This window comes from Saccharicrinis sp. 156 (genome assembly GCF_050589685.1).
In the GTDB taxonomy this organism is placed as follows: Bacteria; Bacteroidota; Bacteroidia; order Bacteroidales; family Marinilabiliaceae; genus Saccharicrinis.
The window spans coordinates 63,316-87,246 of the sequence record NZ_JBNGOS010000028.1 but is presented as its reverse complement, the minus strand read 5'-3'; the positions used below and the strand labels follow the sequence as shown (position 1 = coordinate 87,246).

Annotated in this window: 14 protein-coding genes; all 14 read left to right on the top strand. The window is 41.3% G+C overall.

Translation table 11 applies throughout. The annotated features are described in order from the left end of the window. The first annotated feature begins 70 nt into the window (after window positions 1–70). Window positions 71–1,642, top strand: coding sequence for a sulfatase family protein (locus ACRD64_RS17150; RefSeq protein ID WP_430934684.1), 1,572 nt, complete (start codon window positions 71–73; stop codon window positions 1,640–1,642). Window positions 1,643–1,995: 353 nt separating this feature from the next. Beyond that, entirely contained in the window at window positions 1,996–3,228 is a 1,233-nt protein-coding gene (locus ACRD64_RS17145) for a DUF6786 family protein (RefSeq protein ID WP_430934683.1), read from the top strand. A gap of 226 nt (window positions 3,229–3,454) precedes the next feature. Then, entirely contained in the window at window positions 3,455–5,050 is a 1,596-nt protein-coding gene (locus ACRD64_RS17140; protein ID WP_430934682.1) for an alpha-L-fucosidase, read from the top strand. A gap of 184 nt (window positions 5,051–5,234) precedes the next feature. After that, the gene (locus ACRD64_RS17135; RefSeq protein WP_430934681.1) at window positions 5,235–7,109 is read left to right on the top strand and encodes a glycoside hydrolase family 97 catalytic domain-containing protein; all 1,875 of its coding nucleotides are present in this window, start codon (window positions 5,235–5,237) and stop codon (window positions 7,107–7,109) included. A gap of 30 nt (window positions 7,110–7,139) precedes the next feature. After that, a complete protein-coding gene (locus tag ACRD64_RS17130) occupies window positions 7,140–7,478 on the top strand; it encodes a glycoside hydrolase family 95-like protein (RefSeq protein ID WP_430934680.1) in 339 nt (112 codons plus the stop codon). Window positions 7,479–7,646: 168 nt separating this feature from the next. Continuing rightward, entirely contained in the window at window positions 7,647–9,239 is a 1,593-nt protein-coding gene (locus ACRD64_RS17125) for a sulfatase (protein ID WP_430934679.1), read from the top strand. 112 nt (window positions 9,240–9,351) lie between these two features. Next, window positions 9,352–11,532 carry an alpha-galactosidase gene (locus tag ACRD64_RS17120; RefSeq protein ID WP_430934678.1) on the top strand — a complete coding sequence of 727 codons (2,181 nt, stop codon included), beginning with the start codon at window positions 9,352–9,354 and terminating at the stop codon, window positions 11,530–11,532. Between the two features lie 110 nt (window positions 11,533–11,642). After that, a complete protein-coding gene (locus ACRD64_RS17115; RefSeq protein ID WP_430934677.1) occupies window positions 11,643–13,655 on the top strand; it encodes a Sip1-related alpha-galactosidase in 2,013 nt (670 codons plus the stop codon). Window positions 13,656–13,720: 65 nt separating this feature from the next. Beyond that, the gene (locus ACRD64_RS17110; protein ID WP_430934676.1) at window positions 13,721–15,157 is read left to right on the top strand and encodes an arylsulfatase; all 1,437 of its coding nucleotides are present in this window, start codon (window positions 13,721–13,723) and stop codon (window positions 15,155–15,157) included. A 54-nt stretch (window positions 15,158–15,211) separates the two neighbouring features. Next, window positions 15,212–15,901: a GDSL-type esterase/lipase family protein gene (locus ACRD64_RS17105; RefSeq protein ID WP_430934675.1), complete on the top strand. Its 690-nt coding sequence runs from the start codon at window positions 15,212–15,214 to the stop codon at window positions 15,899–15,901. Between the two features lie 35 nt (window positions 15,902–15,936). Continuing rightward, complete coding sequence (locus ACRD64_RS17100) at window positions 15,937–17,484, top strand: sulfatase family protein (protein ID WP_430934674.1); 1,548 nt, start codon at window positions 15,937–15,939, stop codon at window positions 17,482–17,484. 515 nt (window positions 17,485–17,999) lie between these two features. Further along, the gene (locus ACRD64_RS17095) at window positions 18,000–20,468 is read left to right on the top strand and encodes a glycoside hydrolase family 95 protein (RefSeq protein WP_430934673.1); all 2,469 of its coding nucleotides are present in this window, start codon (window positions 18,000–18,002) and stop codon (window positions 20,466–20,468) included. A 43-nt stretch (window positions 20,469–20,511) separates the two neighbouring features. Beyond that, entirely contained in the window at window positions 20,512–22,830 is a 2,319-nt protein-coding gene (locus ACRD64_RS17090) for a glycoside hydrolase family 95 protein (RefSeq protein ID WP_430934672.1), read from the top strand. Between the two features lie 193 nt (window positions 22,831–23,023). Next, complete coding sequence (locus ACRD64_RS17085; protein ID WP_430934671.1) at window positions 23,024–23,929, top strand: sialate O-acetylesterase; 906 nt, start codon at window positions 23,024–23,026, stop codon at window positions 23,927–23,929. The last annotated feature ends 2 nt before the right edge of the window (window positions 23,930–23,931 follow it).

Sequence of the window (23,931 nt, the reverse complement as noted above, 5' to 3'; positions counted from 1 at the left end):
TCGAGTCGCTGTCAACAATCAATTGGGATTTACTTTTCTATTTTCACTTTTTGATCTTAAATTTTATAAAATGAGAAGCACTTTTTTAATTTTATTAGTCACTGTTTTTATGGTTGCATGTACCTTTAATGCCGCGGCAAAAAGAAAAAAACATGAAACTAAACAACCAAATATTGTTTATATTCTGGCCGATGACCTGGGATATGGTGATGTGAAATGTTTTAATCAGGATGGAAAGATACCAACGCCAAACATGGATGAAATGGCCTCAAATGGAATCATGTTTACAGATGCGCATACGTCATCTGCAGTTTGCACGCCAACCCGCTATGGAATATTAACAGGGAGATACAACTGGAGAAGTTCGTTAAAGAGTAGTGTATTAAGTGGTTATTCTAAATCGCTAATAAAACAAGAAACCACCACTATTGCAGAAATGCTAAAACGCCAGGGGTATTCAACGGCCTATATTGGCAAATGGCATTTAGGCTGGGATTGGTCCCTTGAAAATGAAGAGTCAACACAATATATCAATAAGCTAAATTCAAAACCTAAAGTAAACTTTAATAATCCAATAAAAAATGGTCCATCATCCCATGGATTCGATTATTCTTTTGGTTTTTGTGGTTCGCTGGATATGGCACCATATGTGTTTGTGGAAAATGACATGGCAACCATGGTACCCACCAAAACTACGGTTTCTGTAGATGAAAAAGGAATTTGGAGAAAAGGGCTTACATCGGATGATTTTGTGCATGCCAATATTTTACAGGATTTAACAGACAAGGCAGTAAATTATATCAACAAAAAAGCAAACGGAGGGGCACCATTCTTTTTATACTTCCCATTACCTGCCCCCCACACACCTATTTTGCCCAGAACAGAGTTTTTAGGTAAAAGTAATACAAACATGTATGGCGATTTTGTGATGCAGGTGGATGATGTGGTGCGCCAAATTAGGGAAGCGTTAAAAAGCCAGGGGGTATCAGAAAATACGCTTTTGGTATTTACCAGTGATAATGGGTGTTCACCGAAAGCCGATTTTGAAGAACTGGCCAAAGTAGATCATGACCCAAGTTATACGTTCAGGGGCACAAAAGCAGATATTTTTGAAGGCGGCCACCGTGTGCCATTTATTGTGGAATGGCCTAACAGAGCATTAAAAAATACAAGCTCGGATAAAACAATATGTACCACCGATTTTTTTGCCACATGCGCCGAACTCACTGCATACCAAATTCAGGATAACGAAGCAGAAGACAGTTACAGTATGTTACCCCTTATTACCGGTGAAAGCGATACAAATATTCGTAAATATATCATCCATCATTCAATAAACGGCTCGTTTGCCATTAGGGAGGGCGATTGGAAATTATGTACTTGTCCCGGATCTGGGGGCTGGAGTTTCCCGCGACCACAGGATTTAAAAAAGGAACAACTGGATTTACCGGCCATGCAATTATATAACCTAAAAGAGGATATTGGTGAAACTAAAAATTTGATATCAGAATATCCAGAAAAAGCTGCCCGGTTAAAAGCAGCGCTCAAAAAAATTATTCTTGATGGAAGAAGTACTCCCGGTGCCACTCAGGAAAACGAAGGTATGGAAGGCTGGACGCAAATACAAACGATTATAAATTAGAACATCAAACCTATTGAATAACCGGAATGGGAAAAAATAATTTTTTGTATTGCTGGCTGGTAGTCTCATGATGCAATCCGTTTTTTCTCAAAAAAATATGGGATGAAACAGAAGCGGAATAAACTGAACGTATGTCCTGATCCTAATGGGCATAAGCAAAATTTGGGATGTTTTTGCACTGGGGCTTTATAAACAGGCTTACCGATATGAATGGGTAAAAAGAAGGGAGCGGATTTCCGGTGAAGGTTATCACAAGTATTTTGAAATATATAATCCTGATTTTTTTACCGGATTATTTAAGTTTTTAGTCAAATCAATAATTGATGAACAAAATTAGTTAATACCTAGAATCAATGAATACTACACTATTTTATTTATGTATGTCCGTTTTATTGATGTCGTGTAACCTTCAGGATAAAAAGAATCAATACACTGAAGGCGATTATGGCTATGATGTGGAGTTCTTCAAGAATCAACAGATTGAAATTCTTCAGTTGAAGGATGATGACAGTGGTGCTGCTGTTCTCATTTCTCCCGGTTACCAGGGCAGGGTAATGACAAGTACGGCCAATGGTATGAAAGGCAAAAGCTTTGGGTGGATAAATCATGATTACATAAAAGCTGGCCAAATTAATGACAAGTTTAATCCATTTGGAGGTGAGGAGCGGTTTTGGCTGGGACCGGAAGGAGGTCCGTTTTCCATTTACTTTGACCAGGGAGATGAGCAAATATTCGAAAGCTGGAGCGTGCCCAAAGAGCTTGATACAGCACCTTTTGATTTGGTTGAAAAAAGTGAACAAAAGGCTGTATTCCAAAAATCGTTTGAGTTAACCAATGCTTTAGGAACTTCCTTGAAAATAGGTGTCGATCGTACCATTAAACTTCTGGAAAATAGCGAAGTGGAGAAAACGTTAAAAACATCCCTAAACGAATCGATTAAATGGGTGGCGTACGAATCTAAAAATGTATTAACAAACAGAGGTGATAATAACTGGACAGAGGATTCCGGTTTTTTATCTATTTGGTTGTTATGCATGTTCAATCCGGCTGAAAAGGGTGTGGTGTTTTTGCCCTATAATAAAGGGGATGGAGAAGAGCTGGGGAAAGTTGTGGAAGACGATTATTTCGGTAAGGTGCCATCAGAAAGACTAATCACTAAAGATGGAATCGCTTATTTTAAAGTCGATGGCAAGTATCGAAGTAAAATTGGCTTATCGCCGGAGCGGTCTACACCATATTGCGGTAGTTACGACCCTGAAACAAATAGCTTAACAATTCTGTGGTACTCAAAACCCGATGAGCCGGCCAGGTATGTAAATTCAAAATGGGGAAAACAGGAAGATCCTTTAAAAGGCGATGCTTTAAACTCATACAACGACGGGCCTGTTGACGACGGATCGATCATGGGGCCTTTTTACGAAATCGAAAGTTCTTCACCGGCCGCATTGCTATATTCAGGAGAAAGCATTACACATGTCCAACGAATAGTTCATGTTACCGGTAATGAAAAATATTTAGACGAAATAGTTCAAAACATTTTTAACGTGTCAATAGAAGATATTAAATCTATTTTTAGTAAAGTTTAATATAAGCTCATTATTGTTGGTTAACAATTATCTCAGGATGCGTGGTGGAATAGTCCACCTCGCAAAAGAATAAAAAGCACGTTGAATGAAAAGAGAGAGCAATTTTCGTTCAATGCTAGTTATTCGGGAAAAATATTGCAGCAACGTAGATATGACCTCCGGGTAACTAAGGTTGAATTTTTTCAACATTTTATAAATAGACCTTGCTATTAAATTGAATATAACAATGAAAGAAAAATATTATTTATCCATATTTTTTTGTCTGGTACTATTAAATAGCGCCATTTGCCAATCAAATCATAACACTGGTATGAGTGCTTCCGATCTTGATGAAAGAATGAAATGGTGGGAGGACGGCCGATTTGGCATGTTTATTCATTGGGGGGTTTATTCAGTTTTTGGCGGCGAATGGGATGGTATTGACCATGGTAAGGAAATGGGGGGGGCAAGTTCTGAATGGATTTATCTCATGGCAGATATTCCCCAAAAAGATTATAAAGAAGCTGCTCATCAGTTCAACCCAATCCATTATAACGCGGCAGAATGGGTAAGAATGGCTAAAAATGCCGGTATGAAATATATCGTGCTTACCTCAAAGCATCACGATGGTTTTGCCATGTTCGATACAAAAGCATCGGACTGGAACATTATGAAATCCTCAGTTTATGAAAAGGATATTGTAAAGGCATTTATCGAAGAATGTCATAAAAATGGAATACGTGTGGGACTCTATTATTCCCACGAAAAGGATTGGTACCATCGTAGTAAAGTGGGAAGAGATACTTCTGAAATTCCCCAGTCCTATGAAGCACTAGTAGCTACTCACCTGAAAGAATTGCTGACCAATTACGGACAAATAGATTTGATTTGGTTTGATATGGGAATTGATCAGCATAAGAAACTAAACCAGATGTGTTTCGATATGGTACGCAAATATCAACCTGAATGCATTATAAGTAGCCGTATAGGAAATAACCTTGGCGATTATCGGAATTTGGGCGATCGTGAATTGGCACCTCCGGGTATTGACGGATACGTTGAATCCATCATGACCTTAAGACTGAACTGGGGTTTTGATAAAAACGATTCCAACTGGAAATCCTCCGAGGAAGTAATTGCCATGCTATCAAAGTGTGCATGCCGTAATTCTAATTTTTTACTGAATATTGGACCCGGACCCGATGGCCGTTTTACTCCGGAGGAGATAATACGCCTGGAAAATATTGGACAATGGACAAAACAGAATGGAGAAGCTATCTATGAAACCAAAGGATCTCCCTTTAAAGCCGAATACGAATGGGGCTCTGTTACGACCAAAGAAAACAAGGCTTTTCTGCACTTGTATGGTAGAAAAAATAGATTAATTCAGGTTAATGGTATTCAATCAAAAGTAAAAAACGCTTACCTGCTTGATACAAACATAGCCCTATCTTTTATGCAGAATACGGACAAGGCAACCATGACTGTCACCATTCCAGAAAGTGCATATGAAAAATGTGTGCCGATTGTGGCTTTGGAATTGGAAGGTGAGTTAAAAGTAGATACGGAACAAGGACCAACCTGGTTACCGCCAGTTGTTAAGCACACCAATCGTCGAAAAATGAAAGGAATATTGGTCGAGGTAGGAGGTAGGAGTTTTACACTTAATGACGGTAAGGTACAGAAAGTATTTACATTGAATGAACACGTAGAATACCGGATGAATGATAATGGTATTATTCAAATGGCTTCAGGGTTCCATCTTATTGAAGGGAATAAATACACAGTCATTTATACTCCGGGCGAATTGTTATCGGTAGAAATTATTACGCGGATAGAATAATCGGATTGTATGACTATACGAAGAAGTCTCAAATAATATCAGGAAATTTTATATGATGGCGCTGTGGTTCCCAGAAAGGGTTTATAGCTATAGACGGATGAACCAACATTACATTAACTTAAAATGAAAATATAATTTTAAAAATATGCAAAAGAAAATTTTAGTGCTTTTTTACTTAGCGATAATGCTTTTAACGGGCTGTGCCGAAAAGGGCAACACGCTATCGTTGCAATCGCCTGATGAAACCTTGCAAATTAGGTTCAACGACACAGCGGGCGTGCTGGAATATGAAATGGTTTGGCAGGGGCACGAAGTCGTGGGCAGCTCACAATTGTCGATACTGCCCAACGCCACCGTAAATATTCTTAAAACAAGTTTGATCACAAAAGATACAACCTGGAACCCTGTTTGGGGTCAGCACGGCGCTATCCGCGACCATTTCAATGAACTTACACTGGATATTGATATCGATGGAGTAGGCGGCAAGCTGATAGCCAGGGCTTACGACCGGGGTATAGCGTTTCGATTCATTCTTGATGAAGGCGGAAAACCAAAGGAAGCCATTTTCAAATGTGAATACGCTTTACCGGAAGGAAGCCACTATTATACACCGGCAGGCGAGAGCGAGCCACTGGGGCCGGTGACATTGGGCGGCCTTAGGGATTATTTGCGAGAGAAAAACGGCCGGAAAATCAGCGTTCCGCTGGTGGTTGAATCTACCAACCGGCCCTATCTGGCGCTTTTGGAATCCGATCTGTACGCAGCAAGAGGTATCGAGGCAATGCAACTGGGCCTGGGCGAGGGCGAAGGGATAATTGAGTCGGTGAATAAAGTAGAATTAAGCGAGAAAAAATGGGTAAGCCCCTGGCGGGTAATATTGACAGGAGAAACAGCAGGGGACCTTGTGGTAAATACCGTTCCTGTTAACCTGGCCACGCCGTGTGAATTGGAAGATACGGGCTGGATCAAGCCGGGGAAAACACTGTGGGACTGGCGTGTACACGGATATACAGCTCCCGATGGTTTTGTGTACGGGATTAACACGGAGAGTTATAAGCGTTTTGTCGATTTTGCTGCCGAAAACGAAATCGAATATTTTATGATCGATGACGCATGGTACAAACACGTTTCCAAAGGGCATTTCGAGCTGTCGGACAAACTGGATTTACAGGCTGTCATAGATTACGCAGCGGAAAAAGAGGTTGATCTGATGTTATATTACGACCGGAGGCACGGGGAGTACGGGGACGATGAACTGTTCCCCTATTACAGGTCTCTGGGGATGAAAGGCATCAAATACGGTTTTATGGGAAGTAAAGTCGATTTTTCCAGAGAATCCATCCGGAAAAGTGCGCAAAGCAAACTGTTAATCGATTTTCACGATAGCCCTGTTCCTTTTACAGGGATCCGGCGTACTTACCCCAATGCTATCACGCGGGAGTATTGCCATGCCCAGCAAGATTCGAGGCGGGCGTTTACTCCGGAATCCTTCATCAAAATGGCCTTGATCAATGCCATAACAGGCCCTTTGGATATGAACAACGGTAATTTCGACTTGTCAGGGATCAACGCCGGGTTGCGGCAAAAAGGGCCCCGGAAAACAAACAGCTATTTTTCGACAGTGGCTTCGGAAGCAGCCCGGACGTTAATCATTTTCAGCGGCCTGGTTTGCATCCCCGATGCGCCGGAGGCCTATGCGGCCAAGGCCGATTTGTTCGAGTTTATTCAGAAAATGCCCGTTGGCAAATGGGACGAAAGCCGCGTGCTCCATTCCAAAATGGCCGAATACATCACAACGGCCCGCCGCCATGGTAAGGAATGGTTTATTGGCAGCGCTTATAGCCGGAAAGGCGGGACGTTGGACATCAAACTTGACTTCCTGGAAGAAGGGCGCGAATACGATGTCACTTACTATGAAGATACCGAAGAAACGCACTGCAAGACCAATCCGGAAGCTTACCGGGTAAGAAAGGGTAAGGCCAAAAAAGGAGATGTGATAAAAGCGGTTATGGCTCCGGGAGGAGGGCATTGCATGTGGATAAGACCTGCGAAATCTTAAAACAAGCACGAAAAATAAATCGAACAGATAATGAGACCCCAGAAAACCATTAATCTTTTTAGCCTTTTTCTGATGACACTCATGTCGCAAGCACAAGACAAAGATTCGCCAAATAATTTTAACTATGTAGTACCGGATGATGAACCGGCTCAAACGCCTTATATTATTCAATTGCTACCAGCCCTTCCGTATGTCTGGCCCAATGTTATTGTTAAAGGGGTGCTTGCTCGCAGTGGTTTTGAGGTGGGTATTGCATGGAAAATGGAACAGGCTACTATACATGCCCTTAAAGGGGGTGACTTTAGAATCTGTTCCAATAACGCTTTGAGTAAAGTGACTTTTCTTGATAAGGGGGAAACCATGATTTGAAAGGCTACATAAAGGGTTCCTTGATTTTTGTGTCCCGCTAAAGTTTTAGCTGCATACGGTTTGTTTTGTCCTGATGCATCGGGATGAAGATCCCAGCCGGCTTGAGGCGAATAAGATCAATATGTATACAATCGAATTCATGGAATAATGAAACTAAATGAAAAAACTATGATATATAAAATGTTATTAGCAAGCTGTTTTACATTCGTTGTAACGTTTAACAGTTATGCAACGAATAAAAAAGAACCTAAACCCAATATCCTTTTTATTCTTGCCGATGATTTAGGTTATACCGACCTGAGTTGTATGGGAAGTAAATTCTACGAAACTCCTAATATCGATAAGATTGCAGCTCAGGGAACTAATTTTACCAACGGATATGCCAACTGCAGGGTTTGCAGTCCTTCACGTGCAAGTATCATGACAGGTAAATTCACGGCAAGGCACGATATCACCGTTCATATCGGGTCTCCCTCTGGAGAAAAATGGCGAACAAGAAAACGTTACACAAAGATGCTTCCTGCAGAATATACCCATAATCTGCCGCATGAATATGTTACCATGCCTGAAGCCCTGAAAGAAGTTGGGTATAAAACTTTTTTTGCAGGAAAATGGCACCTGGGCGACAAAGGTTCGTGGCCTGAGGATCATGGTTTCGATATCAACAAAGGAGGTTGGTCAAAGGGCGGACCAGCTGGTGGGTATTTTTCGCCCTATAAAAATCCGAAATTGGAAAACCTGGAGGATGGTGAAAACCTTTCCATGCGTTTGGCAAAGGAAACCGTAAAATTTATTGAAGAAAACAATCCACAGAAAACCGGGAAGCCGTTTTTCGCTTACCTTTCTTTTTATGCGGTGCATTCGCCTATTCAAACCACACAGGAAAAGTGGAGTAAATACCGCGATAAAGCCCAGGAAATGGGAATTGCTGAAAACGGATATTACATGGGGAAATATATGCCCATTCGTCAGGTGCAGGACAATCCAATTTATGCCGGACTGGTAGAACAAATGGATGATGCGGTTGGTAAGGTGCTTAAAGCCCTCGATCAATTGGGTTTGGATAAAAATACCATTGTAGTTTTTACTTCCGATAATGGAGGAGTGGCTGCTGGGGATAATTTTTCCACCAGCAATAAGCCGCTAAGAGCCGGCAAGGGATACCAGTTCGAGGGTGGAATCAGGGAACCCTATTTTATCAAAATACCCGGTCTTTCCAAGGGGGGAGAGAAAATCGATTACCCGGTAACCGGAACCGACTTTTATCCCACAATGCTGGAATTGGCAGGTGCAGAACTTCTGCCGCAAGAACATAATGATGGTGTAAGCCTTGTCCCTCTTTTCAAAGGAGAAACGTTAGCAGAACGAGCCCTTATCTGGCATTTCCCACATTACGGTAACCAGGGCGGTGAACCATCTTCTATTATCCGCCGTGGCGACTGGAAATTGATTCATTATTACGAAGATGGTAGAAAGGAGCTTTACAAGCTGACAAAAGACATTGGCGAAACTACAGACCTTGCGGCAAAATATCCTGAAAAAGTAGAAAAAATGGGCAAGGAACTTTTCGACTACCTGACCCAAGTAGGCGCTAAATATCCACAACATGATCCGCAATATAGCGAAGCAGTGCAGAAAGAATATTTATTCAAGCTTGAACACAATAAAATACCTTCCTTGGAAAAACAACGAATGAAAGTGTTGTCAAAGGAATTTGTACCCAATGCCGATTGGTGGGGTAGTAGGATTACAACGGACTAAATTATAGTTTCGGGTCACGCTTTTGTGTATTCGAAAATATCATTTAAAGAATAGAAATCACAATGTAATTCTATATTAGTTTAATTATTAATTATTTCGAATATTCTAAAATATGATACTTATTACAAAACGAATATACATGTTGTTGTTTGTGTGTCATTTGATAAATGGAGGACTTTTAGCTCAACTGATTCATATACACACCGAACAGAACTCATTGATTTTTCAGGTTTCTAAAAATAAGAAACTATTTCAATCACACTACGGCTCCAAAATTAAGTATACACAAGGTCTGGAGAATATGTCAATTGTATTTAATGAAGTTTATCCCAGCTTTGGAAATGGCTCTTCTGATGAAGTGGCATTATTGGTTACACATGCCGATGGTACCATGGCTACCGATTTGTATTATGTGTCTCATGAGCAACAAACCAACGTAAATGTGCAATCGACCATCATTCATTTAAAGGATGAGAAAAAAGAATTCTTTGTTGACTTGCACTTCAACGCATATGCTGAGGAAAATGTAATAGAACAATGGACAAGCATCCACCACAAAGAAAAAAAAGATGTGACCTTGTCTCAGTTTGCCTCTTCTGCAATAGGCTTCAAAGCTCCCGAATACTATCTGACACATTTTTACGGAAGTCATCAAAAAGAAATGATATTCACCGAAGAGCGTTTAACAAATGGTATAAAAACCATTGAAACCAAAAGGGGAGTGAGATCCACAGAGTATGAAAACCCTTCGTTTATGCTTTCGCTTAATTCAACTGCTCAGGAAAGTAATGGTGAAGTAATCGCTGGTGCATTGGCGTGGACAGGAAATTTTCGACTTACTTTCCAGGTGGACGATAGAGAACGTTGCCAGATGATTGCCGGGATAAATCCCTTCGCATCGTCTTATATTGTAAAAGCAGGAGAAAAATTTGAAACACCTCGAATGATTCTTACCTATAGCAATAAAGGAAAAAACAAAGCTTCAATAAATCTACACCGCTGGGCCAGAAAGTATAACCTTAGAGATGGTGATCAGGAAAGATTAATCGTACTCAATAGTTGGGAAGGGGCTTATTTCAGCTTTGATGCGGCCCGACTAAAATCAATGATGGACGGTGCTGCTGAAATGGGTGTTGAAATATTTGTGCTGGACGATGGATGGTTCGGCAACAAATATCCACGTAACAGCGCAAAGGCCGGCCTGGGCGATTGGCAGGTGAACCAAAAGAAACTTCCTGATGGGATTGATGATTTGATTGACTATTCAGAATCGAAGGGGATGCGATTTGGAATCTGGGTAGAGCCCGAAATGGTCAATCCTAAGAGCGAGCTGGCCGAGAAGCATCCCGAATGGATAGTACAAAGAATGAACGATAGAAAAGAGCTCTTGGAAAGAAACCAGCTCTTACTCGATTTATCTAATCCTGAAGTTCAGGAATTTGTTTTTGATGTGGTCGATCATATTTTGACTTCCCATCCCAGAATAGCCTATATAAAGTGGGATGCGAACAGACATGTGCAGAATTTTGGTTCCACCTACCTGAAACAGCAATCGCACTTCTTTATTGATTATACCAAAGGTTTGGAAAAGGTATTGAAACGTTTGGAGGAAAAATATCCTGCCACGATTTTTCAGGCATGTGCGTCGGGTGGGGGCCGCGTAGATTTTGGATCCATGAAACATACCCATGAGTTTTGGGCAAGTGACGATACTGATCCATACCAGCGCTTGTTTATCCAGTGGGGTACCAATCATTTTTATCCGGCTATTGCCAGTGCAGCACACGTAACCAAATCTCCAAACCATCAAACCAAAAGGGAAACCTCGTTGAAATTCAGGTTTGATGTGGCCATGGGAGGTCGTTTGGGCATGGAATTACGCCCTGATGACCTGGATGAAAAACAAGTCAAATTTGCAAAAGAAGCAATAGAAAAATATAAAGAGATTCGACCGATTGTGCAGTTTGGCGATTTATACCGCTTGCTCTCGCCGTACGATAAGGATGGGTATGCTGCCATCAACTATGTCTCCCAAAACAAGGCGCAGGCTTTGCTGATGGTATACAGCCATACCCACCATCGTCGTTATGAAAGGAGTTTTGTAAAAATGAAGGGACTAAAAACGGATGCACTATACAGACTGAAAGAAATCAATATGGAAGGACAGAAGCCACATATAAGCTTTAATAATCACTTGATTTCGGGTGAAGTATTAATGAATCGAGGGTTATGGGTCGATTTAAGACGACCGCTTGAAAGTGCCGTTTTTCAGTTAATTGAAGCCAAAGAATAACTTAAACTATAACCAAGATCATAATGTATATAATAAATCTACTTATTTTCAGTGTTTTGCTTATAACCTCTTGTGCAAACCATTCACAGGTTAAAAAGCAAAAAAATCTGATGAAGGCAATTCCTGAATCCATAGAACTTTCCAACTTAAGTACAAACGGGCAGTTTGGTTTGGAAAAACAAGCGTTTACACCCGATTCCAATGGAATTATTGCAGAAATAAGACTGGAATTGCCCAAATTTAAAAAGGGAATCTATTACCGTCCTTTTTCATCCAAACTAGCTGCAGGTAACCGGGTGGAACCGCTTTGGTTTGCGCATATCGCTCAACTGGACACTTTTGTAAAAAGAAAGCCACGGATGGACGACCACGTGAACCTGGGGGCTTTTATGATGCTCAAAAAAGACGACGGTCAATATTTGGTACTGTTGCCACTCGTTTCGAACCATATCGGCAATACTTTTAGTATTCGCGACAATAACATTTATTTAACTATGGCTACATACGGTACAAGAGCTGAAGATACTTCTGCACCCTTAATCAGTTATGCCCAGTCAGAAAATCCGTATGAGGCCGCCAGACTAGCCTGGGACCAGGCCATGCTCAATGATGATATCAAAGAAAATATCAATTGGCGGGAGAATAAATTGTATCCAGAATCCTATCAGTACCTGGGATGGTGTTCCTGGGAGCATTATAAGAAAAATATAAGTGAAGAGATCATTTTGGATGCCATAAAAGGGATCAAGTCCAGTACTATTCCTTTTCGCTGGGTATTGATTGACGATGGCTATTTAGATGCAAAGAAAAGTCAACTGATGTCATTTGGTGTGGATCATAAGAAATTCCCCAATGGATGGGAACCAATTGTTAATCAAAAAGGAGAGAAAATAAAATGGATGGGGATATGGCGCAATTTCAATGGATATTGGGGCGGTATATCTCCAGACCACACCATGTCTCATCTGCAAGAACATCTGGTATTGCGTTCTGAAAAATCAGAGCAGCCCCGTTACATGCCTCAAATTTCATATGAAGCCTCTAATGCGTTTTACAATGAAATGACTGCCGATACTAAGAAGAATGGATTTGATATGATCAAAGTCGATTTTCAGTCCGATAACTTTCGTTACAATACAGGTTCGGAAAATGCGATTTTGGGGGTTCATTATAACAACAAGGCATTGGAGGAAAATTGTAAGCAGAAAGATCTTTTCTTGTTAAATTGTATTGCGCAGCAAAACTTCAATGTATTCAATCATACCTACAGTGCTTTAATCCGGGGTAGTGTTGATTATAAAACAACCAAGGATCGCCTGGATCTTACGCTGGTACAAAACTTTGCCAATGCTTTTTGGTTAGGACATACACATTGGCTCGATCAGGATATGTTTTTTGCCAATTATGAGGAGACAGCTCGTCTAATGGCCGTGGCCCGCGCCATGTCCGGTGGCCCCATATATTTATCGGATGAGCCACAAAAAATTGATGACACTGTGTTAAGGCCATTAACCTATGCTGACGGTCACATTTTGGGCACTTTGGCCCCGGGAGTACCATTGCCTGAAAGTCTTATGCAAGATCCATACTATGAAGGTAAAGCATTCAGGGTGATAACCCCACTTAAAAATAATTGTGCCGCTATAATGGCTGTTAACTTAAATCAGGATGATCAGGAGGCAAACGCCTTCGTCTCGTTAAAAGATTATCCTTTTGCAGGTGGTATGATACAACCTTACCAAGGACTTTGGAACATTCCCGAAGAGGGCATTTTATTATACGATCATTATAGGGGGTCAGCAAGTATCCTAAAGGGTGAATATCAATTCAAATTAGGCTCAAGAAAAGAACGCCTTTTTCAATTAAGTCCCATTCAATACGGATGGTCCCTTATTGGAAGGCCTGATAAATATTTATCGGCAGCTGCCTTTGAATTGCTCGAAATTGATAAAAAGACCATCAAAATAAAAATGGTAGAAGACGGTCCAATCTTGCTTTGGTCCGATAATAAAAAACCATCATCAGAATATTTTAAATTTTCAAAGCTTGAAAATGGTTTATGGCGAGGGGAACTCAGAAAATCGAATGAGAATAGAGAATATATAATTTCCGCCTTGCAATAGTTTTTTGAAGTTTTTGATATTCATTATTAAAGAGAAAAGAGTTTTAATGTTATAAACGATCTACGATGAAACGAAGGAATATATTGATGGCTATGGTTGCAGTGGCATTTATAGGCATGATGACTAATTGCACAACCAAAACCATTGCAGCGGATAAGCCAAACATCATTTATATCATGATGGATGAATGGGGCTATTTTGAATCGTCAGGCATGGGACACCCAATATTGAAGACGCCCAATATAGATAAGGTAGCTTCCGAAGGTATGCGATTCACTCAGTTCCTTGCAGGTGGGAATGTTTGTGCCCCAACGCGAAGTTCTCTGATGACCGGTCAGCATACGGGACATACCACAGTTAGGTCTAATGGTGGAGGAATGGCTCTTTGCGCTGACGATATCACCATCGCAAGCATTCTTAAAGAAGCAGGATACGTGACAGGCGGATTCGGAAAATGGGGCTTAGGAGACGTTGGTACAACAGGTGTTCCGGAGAAACATGGATTTGATACATTTTTCGGATACTATCATCAGGTACACGCGCATACCTATTATCCCAGATACCTGATCCATAACAGTAAGAAAGTGCCACTGAAAGGGAATACGGGTGACTTTTTGACCGGCGAGACATTTTCACATGAATTAATACATGCTAAAGGATTGGAATTTATTCGAACAAATAAAGATCAACCATTCTTTGCATATCTACCCTGGACTCCGCCCCACGGATACTGGGCCATGCCTGAAGATGATCCTGCATGGCAAAAATATAAGGACAAGGAATGGGATGCTTCTAACCAAAAAGGCGAATACGATGCACAAATGTACGCTGCCATGGTGGAAATGGTGGATAGACAGATCGGCGAGATCATGGCTTTATTAAAGGAGCTTGATATCGATGATAAAACAATAGTGTTTGTTTGCGGTGATAATGGTGGACAACCTTATTTTAAGAACAGTAAGTATCCGCACGGATTCTTAGCGCCAAATCTGAACCCAAAGACAGGCAAACGCTTCCGGGGCGGTAAAGGTAATTTTTATGAAGGAGGTCTTAGGATACCCTTTATGGTAAGATGGCCTGAGCAAATAACGCAAGGTACAGTTTCTAACCATCTGGGTTACTTTCCTGATATTATGCCAACAATGGCTGAACTGGCCGGAGTGGAAATACCCTCAACCACAGATGGCATTTCCATCTTGCCAACCCTACTTGGCGAAGCGCTTGTGAAACGCAAAAATGCGCAACATGAATATTTATATTGGGAAGACCCCAGAAGCTGTGCCGTTCGAATGGGTAACTGGAAAGCAATCAGACCAAACAAGAAAGCGGCATTTGAACTGTATGATTTGAATACAGATATGGAAGAACTCCATGATGTGGCAGATCAATTTCCTGAAATCCTCGAGAAAATGATAAATTTTACAAAAGAAGCCCATGCACCTACACGCAAGGGTGAAGTGCTGGATGCCTCGTTGGGTTTTAAGGGGCATAAAAAAGATTAAAGAGTTTTACAATTTAAGGTGTAAGAACATTTTATCAATAAATGAAATCTAGTGATGATAAATAGAAGAAATTTTTTAAAAACTACAATAGTTGGAGCTGTTGCGAGCTTTGTTCCCAGTGCGCTTCTCGCAGAAAATAACGAAAAACTTCCCAATGTTTTAATCCTGGGCGATTCCATTTCAATTGGCTATACGCCGTTTGTTCGGGATATGCTGAAAGGTAAGGCGAATGTGTACCGACCATTATACCCCAATGGTAAAGCCGAGAATTGTGAGGGTACAACCAAGGGTAAAGAAATGATGGAGGAATGGTTGAGCGCCAACAAATGGGACATTATCCATTTTAATTTTGGTTTGCATGACCTAAAACACGTAGATGAAAAAACAGGGAAAAACAGTACAAATCCTGATGATCCGCAACAGGCGGGCCTAAAAACGTACAAAAAGAACCTAAAGGAGATTGTTGAGAAGCTTAATGTTACAGGAGCAACCTTAGTTTTTGCAACCACTACGCCATTTCCTGATAAACCCAAAGGCCCGTTAAGAAGAGCAGATCAACCTAAAAAATATAACAAAGTGGCTTTAAAGATCATGAAGAAATACGATATCAGGATCAATAATCTTCACGATTTTGTTTTGCCCAGAATGGAAGAACTACAGTTGCCTTCTAATGTGCATTTTAAAAAAGCGGGTAGTGAAGCCCTGGCAAAACAGGTAGTAAAACATATTGAAGAATTACTTTAAAAAAACTTTTGTAAATCAATCATTATATATGTTCGATGTTTCACAATAAAATTACCACTATTGGAATTATCTTGATTGTTTCTATTCTTTTATCAGCCTGCACGGTTTCAAAAGAAGAAGCAAAGGAAAAACCAAATATCATCATTATTTATGCCGATGATTTAGGCTATGGTGATGTAAGTGCCTATGGATCGGGGACACTTTCAACGCCAAATATTGATCGTCTTGCCGAAGGTGGAGTAAGGTTTACCCAGGGCTATGCCTCTTCGGCAACCTGCACCCCAAGTCGTTATGCAATACTTACCGGAACCTATCCATGGCGGAATAAGAATGCCAGGATACTTTCCGGAACAGCACCATTGTTGATCGGCACGGATCAGCTAACCATCCCAAAAATGCTAAAGAAAAAAGGTTATCATACCGGTATTGTTGGGAAATGGCACTTAGGCCTTGGCGATGGAAATGTAAACTGGAATAGGCGAATTTCTCCCGGTCCGAATGAGGTAGGATTTGACTATTCATACATCATGGCAGCCACGCAAGATCGGGTTCCTACAGTCTATATTGAGGACGGTTATGTTTCAGGGTTAGATCCTAATGATCCCATAGAAGTCGATTATAAAAACAATTTCGAGGGGGAGCCCACCGGGAAAGAAAATCCGGAGATGCTGAAATTGAAGTGGCATCATGGGCATAACAATTCTATCGTAAATGGAATTCCCAGAATTGGATACATGAAAGGCGGAGAATCCGCGAAATGGGTTGATGGGAACATGGCCGATACATTCCTGATCAGGTCACAAAAATACATACTGCAACACAAAGATGAACCATTCTTTCTTTTTTACACCTTGCAACAGCCTCATGTACCCAGAACACCTCATGAGCGGTTTATAGGAAAAACGGGCATGGGACCCAGAGGGGATGTGATCGCAGAAGCAGACTGGTGTATCGGTGAATTGATGAAAACCCTAGAAAATGAGGGTCTTTTAGATAATACACTGATCATTTTATCCAGTGATAACGGACCTGTGTTGAACGATGGTTATTACGATGGTGCTGTTGAGAAACTGGGAGATCATACTCCTTGGGGACCTTTGAGAGGAGGAAAGTACAGCCTGTTTGAGGCGGGAACGAGGGTGCCCTTCATTACCTATTGGAAAGGAAAGATTCAACCCATGGTATCGGATGCGATGATATCGCAGGTGGATTTGTTGTCTTCTCTGGCGGCATTAGTAGAAAGTGACCTGCAAGGTCCTGACAGTGAGAATTTGTTGGATGTATTGATGGGCAGAACTAAAAAAGGTCGTGATGAATTGATACTGGAAGCAGGCTCCCGGACTGCATTTCGAAAAGGAAGCTGGGTATTGATTCCTCCATATAAGGGTCCTGCGGTAAGCAAAAATGTAAACATTGAACTTGGCAACTCAAACAAATTTCAGCTGTATAATTTGAAGGAAGATTTAGGTCAGCAAACTAATCTTGCTGAAAAAAGTCCTGATAAGTTGAAAGAATTGATTGAAAACTTTGAGAAAATAAGAGGGATAAGCTATTCAGATACCGAAAAACTCGAATTGAAATAATATGGTTATCCGCACCATTCTGTGGGATTGACGAGAAGGAAAAAAAATGTAAATGAAATTTTATACAGGGGTGATCCGATGGGAAAAGCAGTCCAATTAAAATCATCCCTGTCATGGTTTGCCCGTTTTGCGGTGGGTGTGCCTGCAGTGATAGGGTTTCCCCGGGAGAAACCGAAAAAAAAAGCAAAGAATGCGGTCTTGGCTAGATGCAAGATATGGCTTACACCTTCATTGAGGAACGCAACATGCAAGAGTCCAACGTTAAACCTAAAGGGATAGACGGAAGAGTCAGATTGGGCAGAGTGGAGCTTATTGATAGAAGGTAACGGGACTTATAACTTGGAAATACCCTATGCCAGTGCAGTGGATGGTGGTACTTTTAAATTGATGGTTGCCGGGCATTCAATGGAACACACAGTTTGGAATATCGGATAGAAGCCGAAAGCAATAAAACTGCACCAAAGCTTGATGACTATAAGGAATATTATACTTGTAACAAACTAAAAGATAAATACATGAAACCTATTTTGTGGATATTTCTGATAACTTTTATAGCTGAACAGGCAAACGCACAATTTGTGTTGCGCTACGATAAGCCTGCAAGCCAATTTACAGCAGAGCAGAGGGGGAATCCCAATAAACTAGGATACATGCAGGAAGCCTTGCCGCTGGGTAACGGACGTATAGGCGCTATGTTTTCCGGGGGAATTGAACAGGAACACCTGATGATGAATGATATTACTTTATGGATGAACAGCAAACGCGGCTTAGATGAAGTGGCGCAATCGGGTGTCAGACCACGGGGCTACAAGAATTTTGATAAAGTAAGGGAGGCCTACCAACAAGGTAACTATGGCACAGGTGAAAACAGCATGGAGGCCAGGTCGACCAAATACGTAAGCAGCACCCAACCTCTAGGAAATTATGCCCCATTCACCGATTTATATATTTCAACAGGGCATAGTGCAGAAGCTATCGTAAATTACAGCCGCACTTTGGATGCCCACAAAGGTGTCGGTATAGTTAGCTACAGTATTGGTGATGCAAGTTTTGTAAGAGAATACTTCTGCAGCTATCCAAACGATGCAGTGGTTGCGAGGTATACCGCACTAAACGAAAAAATGAATCTAAAAATAACTGTAAGTACCTTACATAAAGTTAGGAGCATAAAAGCCGATGGGAATACTATAGTGTTAAATGGGGAGGTATCTATGGAGCAGGATAATATTGCATTTCAGCAATTGGTTTATATCGATGCCGGAAAGGGCAAGTTAATGCCCCAAGAGGATGGCTCCATGGATGTAATAGGCGCAACGGACGTTAAGATTTATCTTACAGGTTATTCAGATTATCTACCTGTTTATCCATCTTTTAAAGGACGCAATTATGTGGAAGATAGTAAAAATACGATGGATGAAGCCCTTAAACTGGGCTATGAAAAACTGAAAAAATCACACGTCCGGGATGTCTCTTCGCTCATGGACCGTTGCCAGCTGGAGCTGGATTATCGACCTTCCCGTTTAACGACAGATAAGTTGGTGAATAAAGGGCCAAGTCTGGAACTGGAAAACCTCTATTTTAACTATTCCCGATATTTGCAATTGAGCTGTTCGCGCAGCGCTCCTGTTCCCTCTAACTTGCAGGGACTTTGGAATGGGCACCTAAAACCCGCATGGAATTGCGACTATCATACCGATATTAATGTAGAAATGAATTACTGGATGGTGGAAACAGCCAATCTCCCGGGTTCATTTTCACCCTATGTGGATTGGGTGAAAATACTGGCGCAATCGGGCGAACATACTGCTCGTGAAGCTTTTGGTGTGAAAAAAGGTTGGAGCATGGGACTCAATGGAAATGTGTTTGGTTTTACGGCCCAGAATGTGCATGGCCGCCGAAGCCAACAGGCCGCACACTGGCTCACCAGGAACCTGTTCGATCATTATGCCTTTAACCAGGATAGTGCGTACCTCGAAGATATCTATCCCATTCTGAAAGGTGCGGCAGAATTTTTTGTCGGGTTTCTTGCTCCATGGAAGGATGGAACACTGGTAGTCTATCCTACCTGGTCGCCGGAAAACGCTTATCTGGTAACGCAGTATGGCAAACTGAACAAGCAGACCTACGGGGCTTCCTGGGATCAGCAGCTCGTATTGAACCTCTTCACCGATTGTATCGAAGCATCCACCATATTAAACCGTGACAAGGCGTTCCGGGAAACTTTACAGGAATACATCCCTCGCTTGTGCCCACAAAAAATAGGACAGTACGGACAATTACAGGAATGGCCCGAAGACTGGGACAGACCCGATGATCATCACCGCCATATTTCACATTTGATTGCCTTGCATCCCGGACGCGATTTTTCGCCCCTGACAACGAAAGAGATTGCAGATGCTGCATTAGTTACGATGAAACATCGTGGCGATATTTCCACCGGGTGGAGTACAGCATGGAAAACCTGCTTTTGGGCTCGGCTTCACAATGGCGACAAAGCACATCAGTTTTACGAGTATCTAACCTCCAAACGGGCATATGCAAATCTTTTTGATTTTCATCCTCCTTTTCAAATAGACGGAAATTTTGGAGGAACAGCAGGTGTTTGTGAAATGTTGTTGCAAAGCCACTTAAGAAGTATAGATGCCAAGGCCAAATCAATTGATAAGGCTGCATTTGTAGCTTATCAGAAGGATAAAAAGAAAGAAAATCATTATGTACCTGTTGTCCCTGGAGAAAAGATTGCAGAAGCACCATACATTCTTCATTTACTGCCGGCTTTACCTTCAGCCTGGCCTGCTGGTAAGGTTGCCGGACTTAGGGCACGAGGAGGCTTTGATGTGGATATGGAATGGGAAAATGGAATATTAAAAACTGCAACCATTCACGCTGAGAATGGAGGAGAGTTCAGAATTTATTCCAATGATTCTTTAAGTCGGGTTTTAACCTTGAAAAAAGGAGAGTCGATGGTTTGGAAAGACAATTAATAAAAGCAAAGAGTATACAATTGCGAGCTAATAAAATATAATCATGAAGTCAACGATTAACAAAACAGCCTTATTGCTTATCATAATATTGTTTGTGGCGTGTTCAACAACCGATAAAACAGTTAAGGAGCAGCCCTTAAAAATCTGGTTCGAACAATCCACAAAAAAATGGAACGAAGGATTGCCTATAGGAAATGGAAGCCTGGGGGCCATGGTTTACGGTACATCTGCAAAAGAAGTTATCTGCTTAAATGAAGAAACCATTTGGACAGGCGAGAAAAGATACGATCGCGACAACAAAAAAGCAGGGCCCGAAGTGATTAAAAAGATTCAGCAGATGGTTTTCGATGGTAAATATGTAGAAGCGGAAGAGTTTCTTACCACAAACCTATTGGCAAAACGTTTTCCTACAGGAACCATGACCAACCAGATGTTGGCCGATCTTTTTGTTGAACGTCAAGGATTTGATAGTGTAGCCAACTTCCGACGGGAACTGGATTTGAACACTGCGGTACAAACCACCCAATTTGAGAAAGATGGCATCAGCTATACCAGGGAGTGTTTCTCTAGCTTTCCGGGTAAGGCAATGGTTATTAAATATTCTGCCGATAAAAAAGGAGCAATAAGCTTGTCAGCTTCAATAAAGCGTAATAAAAACACCAATATCGAGTTGACTAACAACAGTATCCATTTCTCGGAGCATGTTGGTAACGGGATGGGGGTGAAGTTTAATTCAACTATTCATTTCGAAACCAAAGGTGGAAAAACAGAGGCTAAGAATGGAAAAATAGTGGTTTCTGACGCCAATGAATTGGTGATAAGAATTGTAGGGGCAAGCGATTATCGTGGTGGTAACCCTAAACAGATTTGTGCGGATAATTTAAAAAATGCCTTGGCAGATGATTACAAGGAATTGCTTTCGGAACATGTAACCGATTATCGCTCATTGTTTAAGCGATTGAATTTTACCATTTCAGATGGTGATGGTGAAGACTTACCAACAGATAAACGACTTCAAAAGGTTAAAGATGGTGCTGTGGATAATTACCTGACCCAGGTGCAATATCAGTTCGGAAGGTATCTGTTAATCAGCAGTTCACGACCGGGAACAATGCCTGCCAATTTGCAGGGGATATGGGTGAATGGTTTTAAACCACCCTGGAATTCTGATTATCACATTAATATCAATATTCAGATGAACTACTGGATGGCCGAAATGACCAACCTTGCCGAATGTCATGAACCATTTTTAAAATTCATAGGAAGTTTAAGAGAAATGGGACGAATTACAGCACGTGAAACCTATGGATGTGGTGGATTTGTGGCCCATCACACAAGTGACGCCTGGCTTGCAACGGCAGCTTTTGGAAGGGCCCGCTATGGAATGTGGCCAATGGGGGCAGCCTGGTGTTGTCAACATCTTTATACGCATTACGAGTATACCGAAGACAAAGAATACCTGTCGGAGCATGCCTACCCCATTATGAAAGAAGCGGCACAGTTTTTTGTTGATTTTATGATTCCCCATCCGAAAACAGGTATGTTAGTAACTTCCCCATCCGTATCTCCCGAAAACAATTTTATGACAGCTGAAGGGGAGGTGGCAACCGTATCTTATGGCTGTACCATGGACAGGGCGATCATTCTTGAATTGTACCGTAATTGTATCAAATCAGCTGAAATATTAGGAATTGAAGATGCATTTATTGATACCCTAAAAAGTCAAGTAACAAAGATACCGCCGCTCCAGATTGGAAGCGATGGCCGTTTAATGGAATGGATGGAAGAATTTGAAGAACCTTATCCCGGACACCGACACATTTCACATTTGTATGCGCTGCATCCATCAAATCAGATTTCGAAGGAAAGAACGCCTGAATTATTCGATGCCGCCAAAAAAACCATTGAATATCGTTTAGCCAATGGAGGTGGTCATACGGGATGGAGCCGTGCGTGGATTATTAATTTCTGGGCTCGCTTGTTAGAAGCAGAGAAAGCACATGAAAACATTATCGCCTTGCAACAAAAATCAACCTTGCCAAACCTGTTGGATGTACATCCACCATTTCAGATTGATGGAAACTTTGGAGTGGTTTCGGGGATTACCGAGATGTTAATGCAAAGCCATGATGGTAAGATTAATCTTCTGCCGGCACTTCCATCAGCCTGGCCAAACGGAAGCATTAAAGGATTGCGTGCTCGTGGCGGTTTCGAGGTAGATATTGAATGGGAAAATGAAAAATTGAAACTGGCAACAATAAGAGCCACAACCAGTGGGAAATTCAGAATCTACTCTAACGGTGCATTGAGTAAAGTGATTTCGTTGAAAAAAGGCGAATCTATGAATTGGAAAGACAATTAAATAAACGATTGGTGACGGTATTTACGAGTCAATCTTTAGGATGAATACATGAAGATGATAAGGTTAAATCTATCGTGCTAAAAAAGTAAATGACCCTAATAGAGTAAAATAAAAATAGGCGTAGGTGCAAACCTACGGTAGTAAAAAGGTTAGAAAAAGAACCCCGGAGTGGGTTCAATAAAAATCAAGACAAGTGAAAGGTATATTACTTTTAGGATTAATAATTATTCCGTTTTTAGGCTACAGTCAAGAAGAAACCACCGATTCAATAAAAGTGTTTTTTCTGGGAGGTCAGTCGAATATGGTAGGCAGAGGACTTAACAAAGAATTGCCCGATTCTTTAGATAAAACCTTTTCAAACGTATGGATTTTTCATGGGAATACAACAACCCAAAAGAAAGATAGCGGGGGAGCGGGTAAATGGGAGAACTTAAAATCGGGTCACGGTGCCGGATTTAAATCAGATGGCAATACAAATGTTTATTCCAATAAATTTGGAGTAGAGCTATCCTTTGCCCGGAAGTTGCAGGAGCTGTATCCGAACGAAAAAATTGCACTCATAAAATATGCTTGCGGAGGTACATCAATCGATACAATGGCAAACCGAAAGCCGGGATACTGGGAGCCCGATTATAGTGGAAAGCAAGGCGCAAATCATTACGAGAACTTTTTAAAAACAATAAACAATGCATTCGAAACGCGCGATATAAATGGCGATGGAAAAGACGATTATCTCATTCCCTCGGGCATAATTTGGATGCAAGGTGAGAGCGATGGCAATGATGAAAAAGTAGCTTCGCGGTATTATGCTAATCTGAAAAGATTAATGGATTTAATGAGAGCTTCCTTTCGAAATCATGATTTACCCATTGTGCTTGGCAAAATATCGGATTCGGGAAATGATGAGGATGGAAAAGTTTGGGACTATGGAGAGCTGGTACAATATGCGCAGGAAAAATATGCTAAAACAGAAAAGAATGCGGCAATTGTTAGAACCACCAAATTTTATAAATACTCCGATCCCTGGCACTACGATAGCCAAGGATATATTGACTTGGGTGAAAAATTTGCCGAGACCATTTTTAATTTGAACAAATAGAA

Coding starts and splice junctions, on each gene's coding strand:
- ACRD64_RS17120 (WP_430934678.1), top strand. CDS start 9,352: ATGATACTTATTACAAAACGAATATACATGTTGTTGTTTGTGTGTCAT.
- ACRD64_RS17150 (WP_430934684.1), top strand. CDS start 71: ATGAGAAGCACTTTTTTAATTTTATTAGTCACTGTTTTTATGGTTGCA.
- ACRD64_RS17125 (WP_430934679.1), top strand. CDS start 7,647: ATGATATATAAAATGTTATTAGCAAGCTGTTTTACATTCGTTGTAACG.
- ACRD64_RS17145 (WP_430934683.1), top strand. CDS start 1,996: ATGAATACTACACTATTTTATTTATGTATGTCCGTTTTATTGATGTCG.
- ACRD64_RS17110 (WP_430934676.1), top strand. CDS start 13,721: ATGAAACGAAGGAATATATTGATGGCTATGGTTGCAGTGGCATTTATA.
- ACRD64_RS17135 (WP_430934681.1), top strand. CDS start 5,235: ATGCTTTTAACGGGCTGTGCCGAAAAGGGCAACACGCTATCGTTGCAA.
- ACRD64_RS17140 (WP_430934682.1), top strand. CDS start 3,455: ATGAAAGAAAAATATTATTTATCCATATTTTTTTGTCTGGTACTATTA.
- ACRD64_RS17105 (WP_430934675.1), top strand. CDS start 15,212: ATGATAAATAGAAGAAATTTTTTAAAAACTACAATAGTTGGAGCTGTT.
- ACRD64_RS17090 (WP_430934672.1), top strand. CDS start 20,512: ATGAAGTCAACGATTAACAAAACAGCCTTATTGCTTATCATAATATTG.
- ACRD64_RS17115 (WP_430934677.1), top strand. CDS start 11,643: ATGAAGGCAATTCCTGAATCCATAGAACTTTCCAACTTAAGTACAAAC.
- ACRD64_RS17130 (WP_430934680.1), top strand. CDS start 7,140: ATGAGACCCCAGAAAACCATTAATCTTTTTAGCCTTTTTCTGATGACA.
- ACRD64_RS17095 (WP_430934673.1), top strand. CDS start 18,000: ATGAAACCTATTTTGTGGATATTTCTGATAACTTTTATAGCTGAACAG.
- ACRD64_RS17100 (WP_430934674.1), top strand. CDS start 15,937: ATGTTTCACAATAAAATTACCACTATTGGAATTATCTTGATTGTTTCT.